The sequence below is a fragment of the Rhodococcus phenolicus genome, assembly GCF_001646785.1.
Classification (GTDB): domain Bacteria; phylum Actinomycetota; class Actinomycetes; order Mycobacteriales; family Mycobacteriaceae; genus Rhodococcus; species Rhodococcus phenolicus.
The window spans coordinates 1-17027 of record NZ_LRRH01000001.1; the positions used below are offsets into that span (position 1 = coordinate 1).

Annotated in this window: 15 protein-coding genes; 1 reads left to right on the plus strand and 14 read right to left on the minus strand. The window is 69.0% G+C overall.

Annotation, left to right across the window (positions count from 1 at the left end):
• From secA to A8G15_RS00065, 13 genes are all read right to left on the minus strand, one after another.
• Positions 1–2516: preprotein translocase subunit SecA (gene secA / locus A8G15_RS00005; RefSeq protein WP_068154420.1), on the minus strand; the 2516-nt coding region annotated here is incomplete at its 3' end.
• 176 nt (positions 2517–2692) lie between these two features.
• Positions 2693–3358, minus strand: coding sequence for a ribosome hibernation-promoting factor, HPF/YfiA family (gene hpf / locus A8G15_RS00010; RefSeq protein ID WP_068154140.1), 666 nt, complete (start codon positions 3356–3358; stop codon positions 2693–2695).
• A gap of 188 nt (positions 3359–3546) precedes the next feature.
• Entirely contained in the window at positions 3547–4194 is a 648-nt protein-coding gene (locus tag A8G15_RS00015) for a ComF family protein (RefSeq protein ID WP_068154142.1), read from the minus strand.
• Positions 4195–4254: 60 nt separating this feature from the next.
• Positions 4255–6066, minus strand: a complete 1812-nt coding sequence (lpqB, locus tag A8G15_RS00020; RefSeq protein ID WP_068154144.1) for an MtrAB system accessory lipoprotein LpqB — start codon at positions 6064–6066, stop codon at positions 4255–4257.
• Positions 6063–7766: an MtrAB system histidine kinase MtrB gene (gene mtrB, locus A8G15_RS00025; protein WP_082899562.1), complete on the minus strand. Its 1704-nt coding sequence runs from the start codon at positions 7764–7766 to the stop codon at positions 6063–6065. Before mtrB ends, lpqB begins: the two co-directional genes overlap by 4 nt.
• A complete protein-coding gene (gene mtrA / locus A8G15_RS00030; RefSeq protein WP_211270094.1) occupies positions 7763–8449 on the minus strand; it encodes an MtrAB system response regulator MtrA in 687 nt (228 codons plus the stop codon). Before mtrA ends, mtrB begins: the two co-directional genes overlap by 4 nt.
• On the minus strand, positions 8446–9111 hold the full coding sequence (locus A8G15_RS00035) for a dTMP kinase (protein WP_068154148.1): 666 nt from the start codon (positions 9109–9111) through the stop codon (positions 8446–8448). The genes mtrA and A8G15_RS00035 overlap by 4 nt, the downstream gene beginning before the upstream one ends.
• Before the next feature lie 21 nt (positions 9112–9132).
• Positions 9133–10602, minus strand: a complete 1470-nt coding sequence (ahcY, locus tag A8G15_RS00040; RefSeq protein ID WP_068154149.1) for an adenosylhomocysteinase — start codon at positions 10600–10602, stop codon at positions 9133–9135.
• Positions 10603–10703: 101 nt separating this feature from the next.
• Positions 10704–11366 carry a TetR/AcrR family transcriptional regulator gene (locus tag A8G15_RS00045; protein ID WP_068154150.1) on the minus strand — a complete coding sequence of 221 codons (663 nt, stop codon included), beginning with the start codon at positions 11364–11366 and terminating at the stop codon, positions 10704–10706.
• 84 nt (positions 11367–11450) lie between these two features.
• Positions 11451–12701: a mannose-6-phosphate isomerase, class I gene (manA, locus tag A8G15_RS00050; protein ID WP_068154151.1), complete on the minus strand. Its 1251-nt coding sequence runs from the start codon at positions 12699–12701 to the stop codon at positions 11451–11453.
• A complete protein-coding gene (locus tag A8G15_RS00055) occupies positions 12701–13786 on the minus strand; it encodes a tobH protein (protein ID WP_068154152.1) in 1086 nt (361 codons plus the stop codon). Before A8G15_RS00055 ends, manA begins: the two co-directional genes overlap by 1 nt.
• An 88-nt stretch (positions 13787–13874) precedes the next feature.
• On the minus strand, positions 13875–15248 hold the full coding sequence (locus tag A8G15_RS00060) for a phosphomannomutase/phosphoglucomutase (RefSeq protein WP_068154153.1): 1374 nt from the start codon (positions 15246–15248) through the stop codon (positions 13875–13877).
• Between the two features lie 74 nt (positions 15249–15322).
• Entirely contained in the window at positions 15323–15718 is a 396-nt protein-coding gene (locus A8G15_RS00065; protein WP_082899563.1) for a DUF3499 domain-containing protein, read from the minus strand.
• 89 nt (positions 15719–15807) lie between these two features.
• Here A8G15_RS00065 and A8G15_RS00070 point away from each other — a divergent pair, with 89 nt between their 5' ends.
• Positions 15808–16305 (plus strand): metallopeptidase family protein, encoded by a 498-nt coding sequence (locus A8G15_RS00070; RefSeq protein ID WP_082899564.1) that lies wholly within the window; start codon positions 15808–15810, stop codon positions 16303–16305.
• A 126-nt stretch (positions 16306–16431) separates the two neighbouring features.
• Here A8G15_RS00070 and A8G15_RS00075 read toward each other — a convergent pair whose 3' ends face one another.
• Positions 16432–16689, minus strand: coding sequence for a WhiB family transcriptional regulator (locus A8G15_RS00075; RefSeq protein ID WP_169833847.1), 258 nt, complete (start codon positions 16687–16689; stop codon positions 16432–16434).
• Positions 16690–17027 lie beyond the last annotated feature (338 nt).

The window sequence follows — 17027 nt, forward strand, 5'->3', positions numbered from 1 at the left end:
GCGGCCGCGGCGGCGGACGCCGCAGTCACGCTGACTCCGCCCGTCGCCGGTGCCTGCGGCTGACCCGCTTCGACCTGGAGGTTGAACAGGAACCCGACCGACTCCTCCTTCAGGCCGTCGAGCATGCCCGTGAACATGTCGAAGCCCTCCCGCTGGTATTCGACCAGGGGGTCGCGCTGCGCCATCGCGCGCAGCCCGATTCCTTCCTTGAGGTAGTCCATCTCGTAGAGGTGCTCACGCCACTTGCGGTCGAGGACCGACAGCAGGACCCGCCGCTCGAGTTCGCGCATCGCGCTCTCACCCGCGATCTGCTCGATCTCGGCCTCCCGCCGGGCATACGCCTGCTGTGCGTCGTCGAGCAGGACGGCACGCAGCTCGTCACGGCCGAGGTCCTCGTCCGCCGCGACCAGCTCCTTGTGGTCGACTCCGACCGGGTAGAGCGTCCCGAGGGCCGTCCACAGCTGCTCGAGATCCCAGTCCTCGACATAGCCCTCGGACGTGGCGCCGTCGACGTACGCGGCAACGACGTCGTGGATCATCGACTCGACCTGACCCTCGAGGTCCTCCCCGCGCAGGATCCGGCGGCGCTCGGCGTAGATGACGGTGCGCTGCTGGTTCATCACCTCGTCGTACTTGAGGACGTTCTTGCGGATCTCGAAGTTCTGCTGCTCGACCTGCGTCTGCGCGCTCTTGATGGCCTTGGACACCATCTTCGCCTCGATCGGCACGTCGTCGGGCAGGTTCAGCCGCGTCATGATCGATTCGAGCGCGGCGCCGTTGAATCGGCGCATCAGCTCGTCGCCGAGCGAAAGGTAGAACCGGGACTCGCCGGGATCGCCCTGGCGTCCGGACCGGCCGCGCAGCTGGTTGTCGATACGCCGGGACTCGTGCCGCTCGGTGCCGAGGACGTACAGACCGCCGGCGGCCTTGACCTTCTCGGCGTCCTCCTTGACCTCGGTCTTGATCTTCTCGAGCGTGTCGTCCCACGCGGCCTCGTAGTCCTCGGGTGTGTGCACCGGGTCCAGGCCGCGGCGACGCAGCGCGATGTCGGCGAGGATGTCCGGGTTGCCGCCCAGCACGATGTCGGTACCGCGCCCGGCCATGTTCGTCGCGACGGTCACCGCACCGGACCGTCCGGCCTCGGCGATGATCTGCGCTTCCTGCTCGTGGAACTTCGCATTGAGCACGCTGTGCGCGATACCGCGCTTGGTGAACTGCCGCGACAGGTACTCCGAGCGTTCGACGCTGGTGGTACCGATGAGGACCGGCTGACCCTTCTCGTGCCGCTCGACGACGTCGTCGACGACCGCGGCGAACTTGGCTTCCTCCGTCTTGTAGATCAGGTCGCCCTGGTCGACGCGGACCATCGAGCGGTTCGTCGGGATCGGGATGACGCCGAGACCGTAGATCTGGTGCAGCTCGGCCGCCTCGGTCTCGGCGGTACCGGTCATGCCGGAGAGCTTGTCGTAGAGCCGGAAGTAGTTCTGCAGCGTGATCGTCGCGAGGGTCTGGTTCTCGGCCTTGATCTCGACCTTCTCCTTGGCCTCGATCGCCTGGTGCATGCCCTCGTTGTAGCGGCGGCCGGTCAGGACACGGCCGGTGAACTCGTCGACGATGACGACCTCGCCGTCGCGGACGATGTAGTCCTTGTCCTTGGTGTAGAGCTCCTTGGCCTTGATGGCGTTGTTCAGGTAGCTCACCAGCGGCGAGTTCGCGGCCTCGTACAGGTTGTCGATGCCGAGCTGGTCCTCGACGAACTCGACGCCCGCCTCGTGGACGCCGACGGTCCGCTTACGGATGTCGATCTCGTAGTGGGTCTCCGGCTTCAGCATCTGCACGATCCGCGCGAACTCCGAGTACCACTTGCTCGATGCGTCCGCGGGGCCGGAGATGATCAGCGGCGTGCGGGCCTCGTCGATCAGGATGGAGTCGACCTCGTCGACCACCGCGAAATTGTGTCCGCGCTGGACCAGGTCGTCCAGCGAGTGCGTCATGTTGTCGCGCAGGTAGTCGAACCCGAACTCGTTGTTGGTGCCGTACGTGATGTCCGCGGCATAGGCCGCGCGGCGCTGCGCCGGGGTGAGCCCGGACAGGATCACGTCGGTGCTCAGGCCGAGGGAGCGGTGCACGCGGCCCATCCACTCGGAGTCGCGCTTGGCGAGGTAGTCGTTCACGGTCACGACGTGCACACCGTCACCCGAGATGGCGTTCAGGTAGGCCGGCAGCACACAGGTGAGGGTCTTGCCCTCACCGGTCTTCATCTCGGCGATGTTGCCGAAGTGCAGCGCCGCACCACCCATGATCTGCACCGTGTAGTGCTTCTGGCCGAGCACCCGCCAGGACGCTTCGCGGGCCACCGCGAACGCCTCGGGCAGCAGGTCGTCGAGGGTCTCCCCGTCCGCGTACCGGTTGCGGAACTCGTCCGTCTTCGCGCGCAGCTCCGCGTCGGTGAGCGCCTCGAACTCCGGCGACAGGGATTCGACGTGCTCGGCGATGTGCTTGAGTCGCTTGACCATGCGACCTTCACCGATTCGGAGCAGCTTCGTCAGCGACAGCACTGGGTGTTCGTCCTCAATCTCGGGTTCGTGCACGGACAAGAAAATCCGGCCGAGGGCCTCGTCGGTCCCCGGCCGGATTCCATGGTAGGCGTTCGGCCGGAGCGGTTGCGATCGCGACCGCTCCGACCGGGCGTTCAGGCCAGGCTGATCAGGCCGTAGTCGAACGCGTGCCGGCGGTAGACGACCGACGGCTTGTCCGATTCCTTGTCGTGGAACAGATAGAAGTCGTGGCCGACCAGTTCCATCTCGTACAGGGCGTCGTCGACGGTCATCGGCTCGGCCTTGTGTGCCTTCGTCCGGACGATCCGGCCGGGGCCGCTTTCGTTGTCCGCTTCGAGGTCGTGCGACAGATCCGGCGAGATGCCGAGCGAATCGTCCTGCGCGAGTGCCGCGGTGGCGGCGGCAACGGAGACGGGAGTCTTGTCGCCGTAGGAGACCTTGCGGCGATCCTTCGTGCGCCGCAGGCGGGATTCGAGCTTGGCGGTGACCGACTCGAACGCCGCGTAGAAACTGTCGGCGGACGCCTCGGCACGTACGATGGGGCCCTTGCCGCGGGCGGTGATCTCGACCCGCTGGCAGCTCTTCATCTGGCGGCGATTGCGCTCGTGTTGCAGTTCGACATCGAACAGGAAAATGGTCGGATCGAATCGCTCCAATCGGGCGAGTTTCTCGGACACGTAGATCCGGAAGTGGTCCGGAACCTCGACGTTGCGTCCCTTGACAACGATGTCCGCGATGGGGCCGGCGGCGTCACCGTCGATCTCTGCAGCGGAAACCTTGGACTTCGAAGGGGTCGTCACTCGTACCTCCCGAGTACGGCCGGCGCAACCCGCGCACCGGCATGATCGATGAGCGCCCCAGGCGCTCCACCCGGAACAGGCGGACCGAACGTTTCCACCCGTCTACCAGTGTTTTCCGGGCCTGAGGGCGACGGTAGTACGTAACCTGTGCGAGTGCCACCGTTCCGCTGAATTTCACTCGCGCCCACTCACGCGGCAGCAATCACAAGCACACCGCAGGGCCGGAAACCGGCCGACACGAGTACCCGCACGGCCTCCGCCGCAGTCGTACCGGTGGTCAGCACGTCGTCGACGAGAAGCACCGGTCGCTCCCGCGGCACCCCCGCGCCGCGGCGGAGCAGTACCCGCCCGGCGAGGTTACGGTGCCGCTGCGCGGCGGACAGACCCACCGAGTCCCGGACACCGCGCGCGGTCTCCAGGACCGGCACCACCCGCAATGCGCGATCGTGCGCCGCCGCAGCCCGCACGGCCCGTGTCACCGGGTCCCCACCGCGGGCCCGGGCGGCACGCGCCCGGGTCGGGGCGGGCACGACGCTCAACGGTCCGGCCGGCAACTCCCCCCAGCGGCGCAGCCGCACGATCGCCGCGCCGAGAGCGACACCCAGCGGCTCCGCCAGATCACGGCGGCCGTGTTCCTTCGCGGCGACGACCGCGCGCCGGTGCGAGCCCCGGTACGGCCCGAGCGTCCACACCGGAACACCCGGATCGACGCGAGGCCGCACGGTCGCAGGTGCATCACCGAGGGCGCGGGCACACGACCGGCACCATTGGGTCCCTGGCCGGCCGCAGCCGCCGCACTCGACGGGCAGCACGAGGTCCAGCAGGGCCTGCAGCATGGGCCACACTGTGCCCGACGGCACCGACACGCGGAACGCCGCCGGGTGCGCGGGCGCCCGTCAGCCCGGCAGTACCGGGATCGCGGTCAGTCCCGCCAAGCCCGGAACCTCACGCCAGTAGCGATCGCCGGCGGGATCGCTGTTGTTGAGCTGGAACACCGCCCGGGAATCCGACACGAACTCGGTGGTCGTCGACGCCTCGACCGCGCCGACCGGCGGGGTCAGGTTCCGGCTCGGCAGCGCATCCATCCGCGACCCGTCCACCGCGACCTGGACGACCGGGATGTCGGACGCCGCCCGTGCCACGACCACCGTGTCCGAGGTGCTCCAGTCGAGCGAGAGCGCGGGACTGCCGAGCCCGACGGCGATCTCGCGGGGACTCGTCAGGGCATACTCACCGTTCGGGAGCTGGACGACGGTCGCCGAGTACACGCGGCCGTCGACGATCAGGGCGGCGCGCACACCGTCGCGCGACAGGCGCAGTTCGGTGATCCGGCCGCCGAGGGCCAGGATGTCGCCCGCCTCGACCGGTATCACGGTCACCCGCCCGGTCCCGGGTTCACGGACCACGCGCACGACCGACGTGCCACCCACGACCGCCCACACCGAGTTGTCGTCGATCGACCACGACGGCCGGCTGATCGAGCTGCCTTCCGCCGCGCGCATCGCTGCCCCGTCGCCGTACCCGCCGATCATCAGCTCGACGGCCGGTTCCGGCTCGGGTCGTCCCGTTCCGACGACGCCGGCGACGAGCTGCCCGTCGTGCGAGATGGCGACGGATTGCAGGGCGGTGCTGTGACCGAAGAATCCGGGCACGGGAGTGACACCCGTCTCGGCGACGCTGACCAGGCCGCCGCCGCGCACGGCGTGCAGGCCGATGGTCGCGCTGGAGGTGGCGAGCGGGTTCGTCGACGCCACGTCTGCGGTGGTCCAGCCGTTGGGGAACCGTTCGTCGAGCGGCTGCCCGTCCGCGAGGAGCACGTACGGCCCGGAGATCTCGGCGTTCGCGAGCGTCCAGATCACCTGGGCGGCGAGCAGCTCACGGTCCTGTTTCGCGAGCCCGTTCACCCCCTGGAAATCCACTTTGATGCCGCCGAGTCCCACACCGACCTGTGCGGTGCGCCCGTCGGCCTTGGTGATCGGCCCGATGACGCCGACACCCTCGAGCAGGTTGCGCACGGCCGGTTCCAGCGACGGTTTCGGGCCTTCGACGAGCAGCCCGACAAGCTGGGACGCGGCCTGCTCCTGGGTACCGGCGATCCAGCGGGGGTCCGGAACGACGGTCCGGCCGGACGGGTCGACGAAGAACAGCGACCGCCGCTGGTAGGTGTTGAGGAACTGCGGCCGGTCCATGACGACACCGGGTGGCAGGTCGTCGATCCGCCATTCGCCGTCGGACCGGACGAGGGTGATCTTCGCTTCGAAGGGGCCCTGGTCCGCGCGGTACAGTCCCCCTTCTTCGAGGTAGCCCGCGCGGGTCGCCCGGATCACATAGGTGGCGCGGTCGCCGCTGCGGGATTCCGGCAGCACGTCGACCTTCTCGACGATGGTGGCGCTGGCCGCGTCGTCCCAGCGACGCGTCATCTCCGGCGTCAGGTACTGGCGCGCGGCCTGGTGCCGGTTGGTGGGATCGGTGCTGGCCAGCAGGAAATCACGCAACAGCAGGTCCGGCTCGCGGCCGGGCGCCGGCGCCGCGACTTCCGTGGAGTCGGGCTCGCGGGCGATGGTGCCGATGGCCTGCGGGGACGAGGAGTCCGGCAGGTTCGCGCAGCCCGAGATCGCGAGCAGGAACGTCAACAGGAGAACGGGGACGGTGACACGGGCGGCACGGGCCCGCGGGGCACGCGCGCGCGCCGGCAGCGGGTCGCTCATGTGGTCGCTCCTTCGGGCGGAGCGGGTTCGACGACGGCAGGTGCCGCACTCTCGGCTGTCGCCGGCGGCGTCTTGCCCTGCACGGCACGTGCGTTGGTCGGGACGAGCGGCAGCGGGCTGCGGCCGACCTTGCGTCCGCGCTCTCGCGGCAGCGTCAGCCGGAAACATGCGCCCTGGCCCGGTTCTCCCCACGCTTCCAGTTTGCCGTTGTGCAGGTTCGCGTCCTCGACGCTGATCGCCAGGCCGAGACCGGTCCCGCCGGAACGTCGCACCCGGGACGGGTCGGAGCGCCAGAAGCGGTTGAACACGAGCTTCTCCTCGCCCGGCCGCAGACCGACGCCCTGGTCGCGGACCACGAAGGCGGCGGCCGCGTCGTCGGCGCGCAGCCGCAGCAGGATCGGCTTGCCCTCACCGTGATCGATCGCGTTCGCGAGCAGGTTCCGCAGGATACGTTCGACGCGGCGGGGATCGACTTCCGCGCCGACGGGTTCGTTGGGCAGGTCCACGATGAGTTCGGTCGCGGTCTCGCGGGCCAGGTGCCGGACGGTGGACACCGCCGCCCGCGCACACATGCGCAGGTCCAGTTGCTCGGCGGCGAGTTCGGCCACACCGGCGTCGTGGCGGCTGATCTCGAGCAGAACGCCGAGCAGGCTCTCGAACCGGTCGAGTTCGGCGACGAGCAGTTCGGAGGCACGTTTGAGCGAGGGATCGAGTTCGTCGCTGCCGTCGTGGATCAGGTCCGCGGCCATCCGCACCGTCGTCAGCGGGGTCCGGAGTTCGTGGCTGACGTCCGAGGTGAACCGCTTCTGCAGGTTGCCGTACTCCTCGAGTTGGGTGATCTGCCGCGACAGGCTCTCGGCCATCTCGTTGAACGACATCGCCAGCCGGGCCATGTCGTCCTCACCGCGTACCGGCATCCGTTCCTTGAGCCGGCCGTCGGCGAACCGCACCGCGATCCGCGACGCGGACCGGATCGGGAGGACCACCTGGCGCGCCACGATCATCGAGATCGCGGCGAGCAGCACCAGCAGGACCAGCGCGCCGACGAGCAGGGTTCCGCGCACGAGGGCGAGAGTGCTCTCCTCCCCCGCCAGCGGGAACACCAGGTACAGCTCGAGCGTGCTGATGTTCGAGGATGTCGGGCTTCCGACGATCAGTGCCGGACCGGAGTAGCCGTCGGGATCGTCGACGGTCGCGAACTGGTAGGCGATCTGGCCGTTCTGCACGAAGGCCCGCAGATTCTGGGGGATCTGGTCGGCGGGGCCGCTCGACGTCGGTGCGCGCGGCCCGTCGCCGGGAACGATGAGCACCGGATCGAATGTACCCGCGACACCGGTGTCCTGGCCCGCGTCGCTCCCGCGGTTGGTGAGCGTGGCCCGGGCACTGTCGAGGCGGACGCTCAGCGACCCGGAGTCGTCGGCCCCGGCCAGCTGGCCTTCGACGAGCGTCCGGGACCGCTCCATCTCCTCGGTGGCCGCGTTGATCTTCACTTCGAGCAGCCGATCGGTGATCTGGCTGGTCAGCACCACGCCGAGTACCAGCATCACGACCAGCGACAGTGTCAGGGTCGACACCACGACCCGCAGCTGGAGCGACCGGCGCCACGTGTGGGCGAGCCAGCTGCTCAGCGAACGGGACCACCTCAGCAGCGGCAGAGTCCTTCGAGTGATCCGCCGCCGCAGTCGGTAAGCACGGATCACGGCGGTCCGGCCTTGTAGCCGACGCCGCGCACGGTCAGCACGACCTCGGGATTCTCGGGATCCTTCTCGACCTTCGCGCGCAGCCGCTGCACGTGCACGTTGACGAGTCGCGTGTCGGCGGCGTGCCGGTAACCCCAGACCTGTTCGAGCAGGACCTCACGGGTGAACACCTGCCGCGGCTTGCGGGCCAGGGCCACCAGCAGATCGAACTCGAGCGGGGTCAGGGAGATGAGTTCCTCACCTCGGCTGACCTTGTGCGCCGGCACGTCGATGGTGATCTCCCCGATCGACAGCATCTCGGCGGGTTCCTGCTCGGTGCGACGCAGCCGTGCCCGCACCCGGGCGACGAGTTCCTTCGGCTTGAACGGCTTGACGATGTAGTCGTCGGCGCCCGATTCGAGCCCGAGCACCACGTCCACCGTGTCCGACTTGGCGGTGAGCATGACGATCGGGACACCCGAATCGGCGCGCAGAACACGGCACACGTCGATGCCGTTCATGCCGGGCAGCATGAGATCGAGCAGAACGAGGTCGGGCCGGATCTCGCGCACGGCACCGAGTGCCTGCGTGCCGTCTCCGACCACATAGGGTTCGAAACCTTCGCCCCGCAGGACGATCGTGAGCATCTCGGCCAGCGCGGTGTCGTCGTCGACGACGAGAATCCTCGGCTTCATACCGTCTATCGTGTCACTCCTTCACCGTGCCGAAGCTGATTTGAGATCTGTGCGGCGAGTTGTACCGGATCGGTGTCGGGTCCGGCGACCACCCACGGCGACATCCACTTCTGGTGCACCAGCTCGTCGTACACCTCGCCGGTGCGGATCTGGAGATCGCTGTCGCGTTCGTACGCGTCCCGGTCGCGGGTTGCGTCGGCGGCCGCCCGGTCACGTGCCCGCTGCGCTGCCAGTTCGACGGGCACCTTCAGCAGCAGCTGCAGATCGGGTACCGGCAGTCCGAACCGGTCGAATTCGATCTCCCGCACCCATTCGGCGGCGGGACCCGAGGCCCCTTGATGCCGCCGGGCCGAGGTGTACGCGACGTTCGACGCCACGTACCGATCCAGCAGCACGATGTCGTTGTCGGCGAGCAGCTTCCGCAACTCGTCGGCGGCGTCACGCCGGTCGAGGGCCCACAGCAGAGCCATCGCCTCGACGCTGGACGCCGTGTCCCCGTGCCGCCCACGCAGGGCCTCGGCCCCGAGATCGGCGTGCACGGACCGTCCGTAGCGCGGGAAGGCAAGGGTCGCGACGCGGGAACCCGCGGCGCGCCAGGACTCGACGAGACCGGCGGACAGTGTCCGCTTACCGGCCCCGTCGAGTCCCTCGACGACGATGAGAACGCCCATTCTTCGGTTCTCGGAATCCGATCAGTAGCGGTAGTGCTCGGGCTTGTACGGGCCCTCGACGTCGACGCCGATGTACTCCGCCTGGTCCTTCGTCAGCTTGGTGAGCGTGCCACCGAGCGCCTCGACGTGGATCCTGGCGACCTTCTCGTCGAGGTGCTTGGGCAGGCGGTACACCTCGTTGTCGTACTCGTCCGGCTTGGTCCACAGCTCGATCTGGGCGATGACCTGGTTCGCGAACGAGTTGCTCATCACGAACGAGGGGTGACCGGTCGCGTTGCCGAGGTTGAGCAGGCGTCCCTCGGACAACACGATGATCGAATGACCGTCGGCGAAGACGAACTCGTCGACCTGCGGCTTGATGTTGATCCGCGTGATGTCGGCGGCGCGCTCGAGGCCGGCCATGTCGATCTCGTTGTCGAAGTGACCGATGTTGCCGAGGATCGCCTGGTGCTTCATCCGCTTCATGTGATCGAAGGTGATGATGTCCTTGTTGCCGGTCGAGGTGATCACGATGTCGGCCTTGCCGATGAAGTCCTCGACGGTGACGACGTCGTAGCCGTCCATCATCGCCTGCAGGGCGTTGATCGGGTCGATCTCGGTGACCGACACGCGCGCCCCCTGACCCCGGAGCGCCTCCGCGCAGCCCTTGCCGACATCGCCGTAGCCGCAGACCAGCGCGGTCTTGCCGCCGATGAGCACGTCGGTGCCGCGGTTGATGCCGTCCAGCAGCGAGTGGCGGGTGCCGTACTTGTTGTCGAACTTGCTCTTGGTGACCGAGTCGTTGACGTTGATCGCCGGGAACACGAGCTCACCGGCGGCGGCGAGCTGGTAGAGGCGCAGCACGCCCGTGGTGGTCTCCTCGGTGACACCGCGCACCGACCGGGCGACGGTGGTCCACTTCTTCGAATCCGCGGCCAGCGACTCGCGCAGCAGCTGCAGGAAGACCTGGTACTCGGTGGAGTCGTGCTCCTCGTCGGTGGGCGGCACGACGCCGGCCTTCTCGAACTGCGCGCCCTTGAGAACGAGCATCGTGGCGTCACCGCCGTCGTCGAGGATCATGTTCGCCGGCTCGCCGGGCCAGGTGAGCATCTGCTCCGCGGCCCACCAGTACTCCTCGAGCGTCTCGCCCTTCCACGCGAACACCGGAACGCCCTTGGGCTCCTCGACGGTGCCGTGCGGGCCGACGACGACCGCGGCCGCGGCATGGTCCTGGGTGGAGAAGATGTTGCACGACGCCCAGCGCACCTCCGCACCGAGCGCGGTGAGGGTCTCGATGAGCACGGCGGTCTGCACGGTCATGTGCAGCGAACCCGAGATGCGCGCACCCTTCAGCGGCAGCACCTCGGCGTACTCGCGGCGCAGCGCCATCAGGCCGGGCATCTCGTGCTCGGCCAGCCGGATCTCCTTGCGCCCGAATTCCGCGAGGGACAGATCGGCGACCTTGAAGTCGATCCCGTTCAGCTGGTCGGCCACGAGCTTGTTGTCGGACACGTGTGAGCGCCTCTCCTGTTGGCAGTCGGTTCGTGGAACAGGCTATACAACCATGCCGACGAGCGCCGCTGCCGTACTGGGCGGTATCCCGCCGCGGAGAGTCAGTTCCCGGCGGTGATCCGGTCGAGGAACGGGCCGAGCAGGTGCGCCATGTCCGCGGCGACGTCCCGGTCGGACTCCGGCGGCATCGCGATGTAGCTCATCGCGATGCGCACGACGGCCCGCGCCAGTACCGTCGCGTCGGCCTCCGGCGCCTGCACCCAGCTGCGCCGGAACGTCTCGGCGAGCCGGCCGGACGCCCGTTCGATCAGCGGCCCCGAATCGGTGGTGATCAGTCGCAGCAGATCGGGTTTGGCGTCACCGCGCAGCAGCGACTGCACGAGCGGATCGGAACCGCTGTCCACGAAGAACGCCGCGAATCCGCCCGCCAAGGCCCCCCGGGTGTCACCGACGTGCGCGTAGACCGACGCGTCGACGGCGTCGACGAACTGGTCCGCCAACCGCAGCGCGTACGCCTGCGCCAGCCCGTGGCGGGAGGAGAACTCGTTGTAGAGCGTCTGGCGGCTCACCCCGGCGCGGCGGGCGACGTCGGTCATGGTGATCGACGGCCAGTCGCGGACGGTCAGCAGTTCTCGCATCGCGTCGAGCACCGACGTGCGCAGCAGCATGCGGCTGGCCTCGTGGAACTGCACGCGTCGCCGTCCCTCGGGGGCTTCGACCCCGGCGGAGTCGTCTGCGGAGGGTGTCTCGTGCACGATCGACATGTCGCGACGGTGCCACGCCGTGACATGCCGCGTCAACGCAGCACACGGCGTGTGACCGCTACCACAGCCCGGTACCTGCGCGGATCACCCGCCGCCTGATCCGAAACTCGGCTGATCGCCGAGCCGGGCCCGGAACACCTGTGCTCCGGCGGTGAGCGCCTCGACGGTCAGTTCCGGGTCCGCCGCCGAAATCCACACCGAATGTCCGGGCGTCAGCTCGACGCCGGCACCGCCGCAGCCCAGACGGACCGTCCCCGCCGTGCAGAGAAGGATCTGGGGCCCGCAGGGGGCGAGTGTCACCGGGGAGCCCGGCGCGGGTTCCAGACGCGACAACGCGAACTCCGGGGCCGGGGTGCGGTAACGGACCTCGGCGGCACCGGCGGGGACGGCTTCGAGGATCGGCACGTCCGGGGAACGGAAGTCCAGGACTCGCAGCAGTTCGGGCACATCGACGTGCTTGGGGGTGAGGCCTCCGCGCAGCACGTTGTCGGAGTTCGCCATGATCTCCACACCCATGCCGCTCAGATAGGCGTGCAGGTTGCCTGCGTCGAGATACAGACCCTGTCCCGGTTCCAGCGTGATGCGGTTGAGCAGCAGCGACGCGAGCACCCCGGCGTCGCCCGGATAGGACTCGGCCAGTTGCAGCGCGGTCCGCACCTCCTCGGCGAACACCCGCGGGCGCCCGTTGGTCGCGAGGTAGGTCACGCACCCGTCGAGCACCCGGGGCAACAGCGAGGTGAGCACCCGCGGCGGCAGCGTGATCCACGTGGTGAACAGGGCACGCAGCCCCCCGGAGTCGGGTTGTCCGGCCAGCAGGCCCACATAGGGGTCCAGCTCCGGCACCCCCAGCGACTCGAGCAGCTCCACGGTGCGACGGGCATCGCGGAATCCGGCGAGCGCCTCGAAGCGGGTGAGCGCGACCACGAGTTCCGGTTTGTGGTTCGGATCGCGGTAGTTGCGGATCGGCGAATCGAGGGGCACACCGAGGTCCTGTTCGCGGGCGTAGCCCTGCGCGGCCTGCTCGGCACTCGGATGCGCCTGGAGCGACAGGGGTTCCTCCGCGGCGAGGAGTTTGAGCAGGAACGGCAGGCGGGCACCGAACCGGTCCACCGTGCCGGGTCCGAGCTGGGCCCGCGGGTCGGACTCGACGACGTCGAGCAACGACGCCGGCGCATCCCCGTCCTCCGAGACCACCCGCGCGGGATCGGCCGGATGTGCGCCGAGCCACAGTTCCGCCTCCGGGTGATCGGAGGGGACCTTGCGCCCGCACAGCTCTGCGATCGCGGTGCGCGATCCCCAGGCGTAGGAACGCAGCGCACCTTCGAGTCGGCGCACTACCGGCCCCCGGCCAGACGCAGATAGGCGGCAGCCATCTCGATCCGGGCGGCGAGCACCACGGCCTGCTCCACCACGGGCGGCACTGCCCGCGTTTCCGTCTCCCCCACTACTGACACCAATTCCATATCCGGTAACGCTGCTGCGCGACGTTGCGCAGCCCGTCGATCATCGTCCACGCTGAGCACGAACACCCGTACGGGCGCCTCCGGGATCGGGCCGTCGAGCTGCTCGTCGTGGAAGAACGGGTCGTACGGTTCGCCGGTCCCGGTGGTCGTGTCCAGCAGCCGGTCCCGCGCGGCGAGCGCATCCGGCAGCGCCGCCGCCGTCGCGATCAGCCCGGCTCCGAGCAGCAGCATCTCGGCACCGTGGCGGGCGAGAGCGACCGTCACGGGGGAATCCCCGGCCAGGGCGACCCGCCGCGACTGCATGCGCACGGCGAGTGCCTTCGCCGGATTGTGGAAGACCTCGTTCGACGGATGGTTGCGCCCGGATTCGGCGTCGACGGCATCGGCGAGATCGGCCAGGTCCGGCACGTGCGGGCGGACCCGGGTCGCGGCCATCGCCGTCAGAACCGCGCAGAACACCGCGACGTGCCGGGCCAGTGCGTATGCGGACGGCAGGTGGATGCGCGGGGACAGCAGCAGCGCCCGGCCGGCGGCCGCGGCGCGGATCGGCCCCTCGTCGGGTGCGTCCACGACCACCTCGGCACTGCGCCGCAGTCCGGCGGCCACGGACTCGACGAGTGCGGGGTCCCCGGCGTCGTCACCGGCGACCACCACCACGTCGAGCGGCCCGACCCAGGTCGGGGTGGTCGGCGCGGCGACCAGCGGCACGGTCGCGTGCGCGGCCAGCAGCGCGACGACCAGCTCGGCGGCACGGGCCGACCGGGCGTCCCCACCGACGAGAACGACACTGCGCGGATGCAGATCGTGCAAGCGGTCCAGAGCGTGTTCGTCGACAGCCGACGCCGTCGCTCGGATCTGCGCACCACCGAGCGCCGACATGCGCAGAATGCCGTCGATGTCGGCCGCGATCAGCGCACCGGCGTCGTCGAAGTCGAACAGCGGCGAGGGAGCCGTCATCACTGCGCCACCTTCCTTCAGCCGACTCGAACCGGCCCGACGCAGCAGCCCGGGCTCAGTCGATTATCCCCCGTCACGAGAAGTTCCGTCACGAACGCACGATGGCCAGGATTTCCGTCGCCAACGAGTCGACCTCCTCCGCCGTGCGTGCCTCGACGTTCAGACGCAGGAGCGGTTCGGTGTTGGAGGCACGCAGGTTGAACCACGCGTTGCCGGGCAGGTTCACGGTGACGCCGTCGAGCCGGTCCACCGACTCGGCACGGTCCGCGAACGCGGTGAGCACCGCGTCGGTGCGGGCGGCGGCGTCGCCGACGGTCGAGTTGAGTTCCCCCGAGGCGGCGTACCGCTCGTACGAGCCCATGAGCTCGGACAGCGGGCGGTCCTGGCCGCCCAGCGCGGCCAGCACGTGCAGGGCTGCGAGCATCCCCGAATCGGCTCCCCAGAAGTCGCGGAAGTAGTAGTGCGCGGAATGCTCGCCGCCGAAGACCGCACCGGTTTCGGCCATCTGCTGCTTGATGAACGAGTGGCCGACGCGGGTGCGTACCGGCTCGCCACCGAGTTCGGTGACGAGTTCGGGCACGACCCGCGACGTGATCAGGTTGTGGATGATCGTCGCGCCCGGTTCCTTCGCGAGTTCGCGGGCGGCGACGAGGGCTGTGACCGCCGAGGGTGTGACCGGTTCACCGCGTTCGTCGACGACGAAGCAGCGGTCGGCGTCACCGTCGAAAGCCAGCCCCACGTCCGCCCCCGACTCGCGCACCAGCCGCTGCAGGTCGACGAGGTTCGCAGGGTCGAGGGGGTTGGCCTCGTGGTTCGGGAAGCTGCCGTCGAGTTCGAAGTACAGCGGCACGAGTTCGACGGGCAGGGCGCCGAACACCGCGGGCACCGTGTGCCCGCCCATGCCGTTCCCTGCGTCCACCGCGACCTTCAGCGGGCGCAGCGAGCTCAGATCCACCAAGCCGCGGACGAACGACGCGTACTCGCCGAGAACGTCCTGCTCGGTGACCGTGCCCGGCGCGCCGTCGTAGGCGGGCACACCGGAGACCAGTTCGGCGGTGATGGTGCCGAGACCGGTTTCCTGGCCGACCGGCTTCGCGCCGGCCCGGCACAACTTGATCCCGTTGTAGCGGGCGGGGTTGTGGCTGGCCGTGAACATGGCGCCGGGGGCGTCGAGGAGGCCGGACGCAAAGTACAGCTGGTCGGTCGAGGCGAGCCCGATGTGCACGACGTCGAGGCCCTGCGCGGTCACCCCGTCGGCGAACGCACGGGACAGCTCGGGTGAGGACTCGCGCATGTCGTGGCCGATGACGACTCTCGTCACAGAGTTGCCGGCGTCCCGCACCAGCCGGGCGAACGACGCACCGACCTCGCGGACGAAATCCGCGTCGATCTGGTCACCCACCACGCCCCGAACGTCGTATGCCTTGACGACGGCGGCCACGGACTCGGCAGATCTCGCCACTGTTCTTGCTCCTGATCGTCGTACCCACGCGCGCCACCCTCCGCAGCACGGCAGCGATCAGCCTAGTGGAGGGATCAGGACGTGGGGTCGGGCAGCACACGGAGGTGGCCGCGGCGGCCGGTACGGGTCGTCGGCTGGGCGATCGGCCGCGGTGCGGCATCGTCCTCGTGGGAGTCCCCGTGGGCGTGGCCACGATCGCCCAGGCCCGCCTCGCGTACGGCTTCGGCGAGCGCGGTCAGGTCGTCCTCGTCGGGCGTGCCCGACGAGAAGGCGCCTTCGTACCGAACCAGTTCCCAGCCCTTCGGCGCGGTGATCCGCGAGCCGTGCGATTCGCACAGATCCCACGAGTGCGGCTCGGCGACCGTGGCCAGTGGGCCCACGACCGCCGTGGAATCCGAGTACACGTAGGTCAGCGTCGCAACAGCAGGGTTCTTGCACCCAGGCCGGCAGCATCGACGCAGTGTTCTCACGGATGGGAGCGTAGCGCGCCGGTCGCGTCCCGACTATCCGGACACACCGGAGCGGCACAATTCGAATTGCGTGTCGTAGTGTCGCGTACATGTCTCGCGTACGCCGGCCCCGCCCCGTGACGTCACGATCCGTCGCGCGCCGCGGGCGCGGCATCCGCGGGCCGATGTTCCCGCACGACCTGCCGGTATGGCGGTCGCGGGCCGAGAAGTTCGACCTGCTCGTGCTCGGCGCGTTCGCCCCGATCGACGCGCAATGGCACGACCGTCTCACCAAGCTCGACATCGCGGTCGACGAGGTGCCGAAGATCCGCGCGCTCGACCCCGATTCGGTGAACTGGCCCGACGAGGTGGTCGCCGACGGCCCGGTGCCGCTCTCGCGGCTGGTCCCGGCCGGCATCGACCGCCGGGGCGCCGCCACGCGGGCCCGCATCGTGCTGTTCCGCCGCCCGCTCGAGCTGCGCGCGAAGGACCCCGACGATCTGACCGACCTGGTTCACGACGTCCTCGTCCACCAGGTCGCGACGTACCTGGGGGTCGAACCGGAAGTGGTCGACCCCGAACTGGGCGATCTCGGCGACGAGGACTGACCCGGCGGCTCCGGCTCCGAAACGGAGCGAGGGCCGGATACTCGACCCCCATCGAGTATCCGACCCTCACCCCCACAGACCGGCATTCCACCTGGCCCGAACTCCCCGTACCGGACCGGCCCGGTCTCAGACGATGCCCCGCTTGAGGCGCCGCCTTTCCCGCTCCGACAGACCACCCCAGATCCCGAACCGCTCATCGTGGGCAAGGGCGTACTCGAGGCATTCGTCCTTCACCTCGCACCCCATGCAGATCCGCTTGGCCTCCCGCGTCGATCCACCCTTCTCGGGGAAGAACGCCTCCGGATCGGTCTGCGCACACAGCGCACGGTCCTGCCACTGTTCCTCGACGTCGAACGGATCCGAAAGTCCTGCAATCAGACTCAACGCCGACGAGGTCGGCTCTCCGGTGTTCTCGTCTTCGGCACAGATGCCCTCGACTGCAGTATCGATCCGAGTGATCTCGAACCATTCGCGCTCGTCGGCCATACACGCCTCCTCACCTGCAGCGCTGCATCCTTCACATTCGGGGGGCTACCCCAGAGGCCATTCCGCGAAGCCCGGTCGTACACGGGGGAATTCCGCACACGATCCGCATTTCGAATTGCCGGAATGACACATATGTGATTAGACACGTTGGGCGTGTCGCGGTCAAGCCGAACGGAAGATCTCGCTTACCATCGAGCGCTTCGGAGTTGACCCGGTTAAGATCCGCACAATTCACC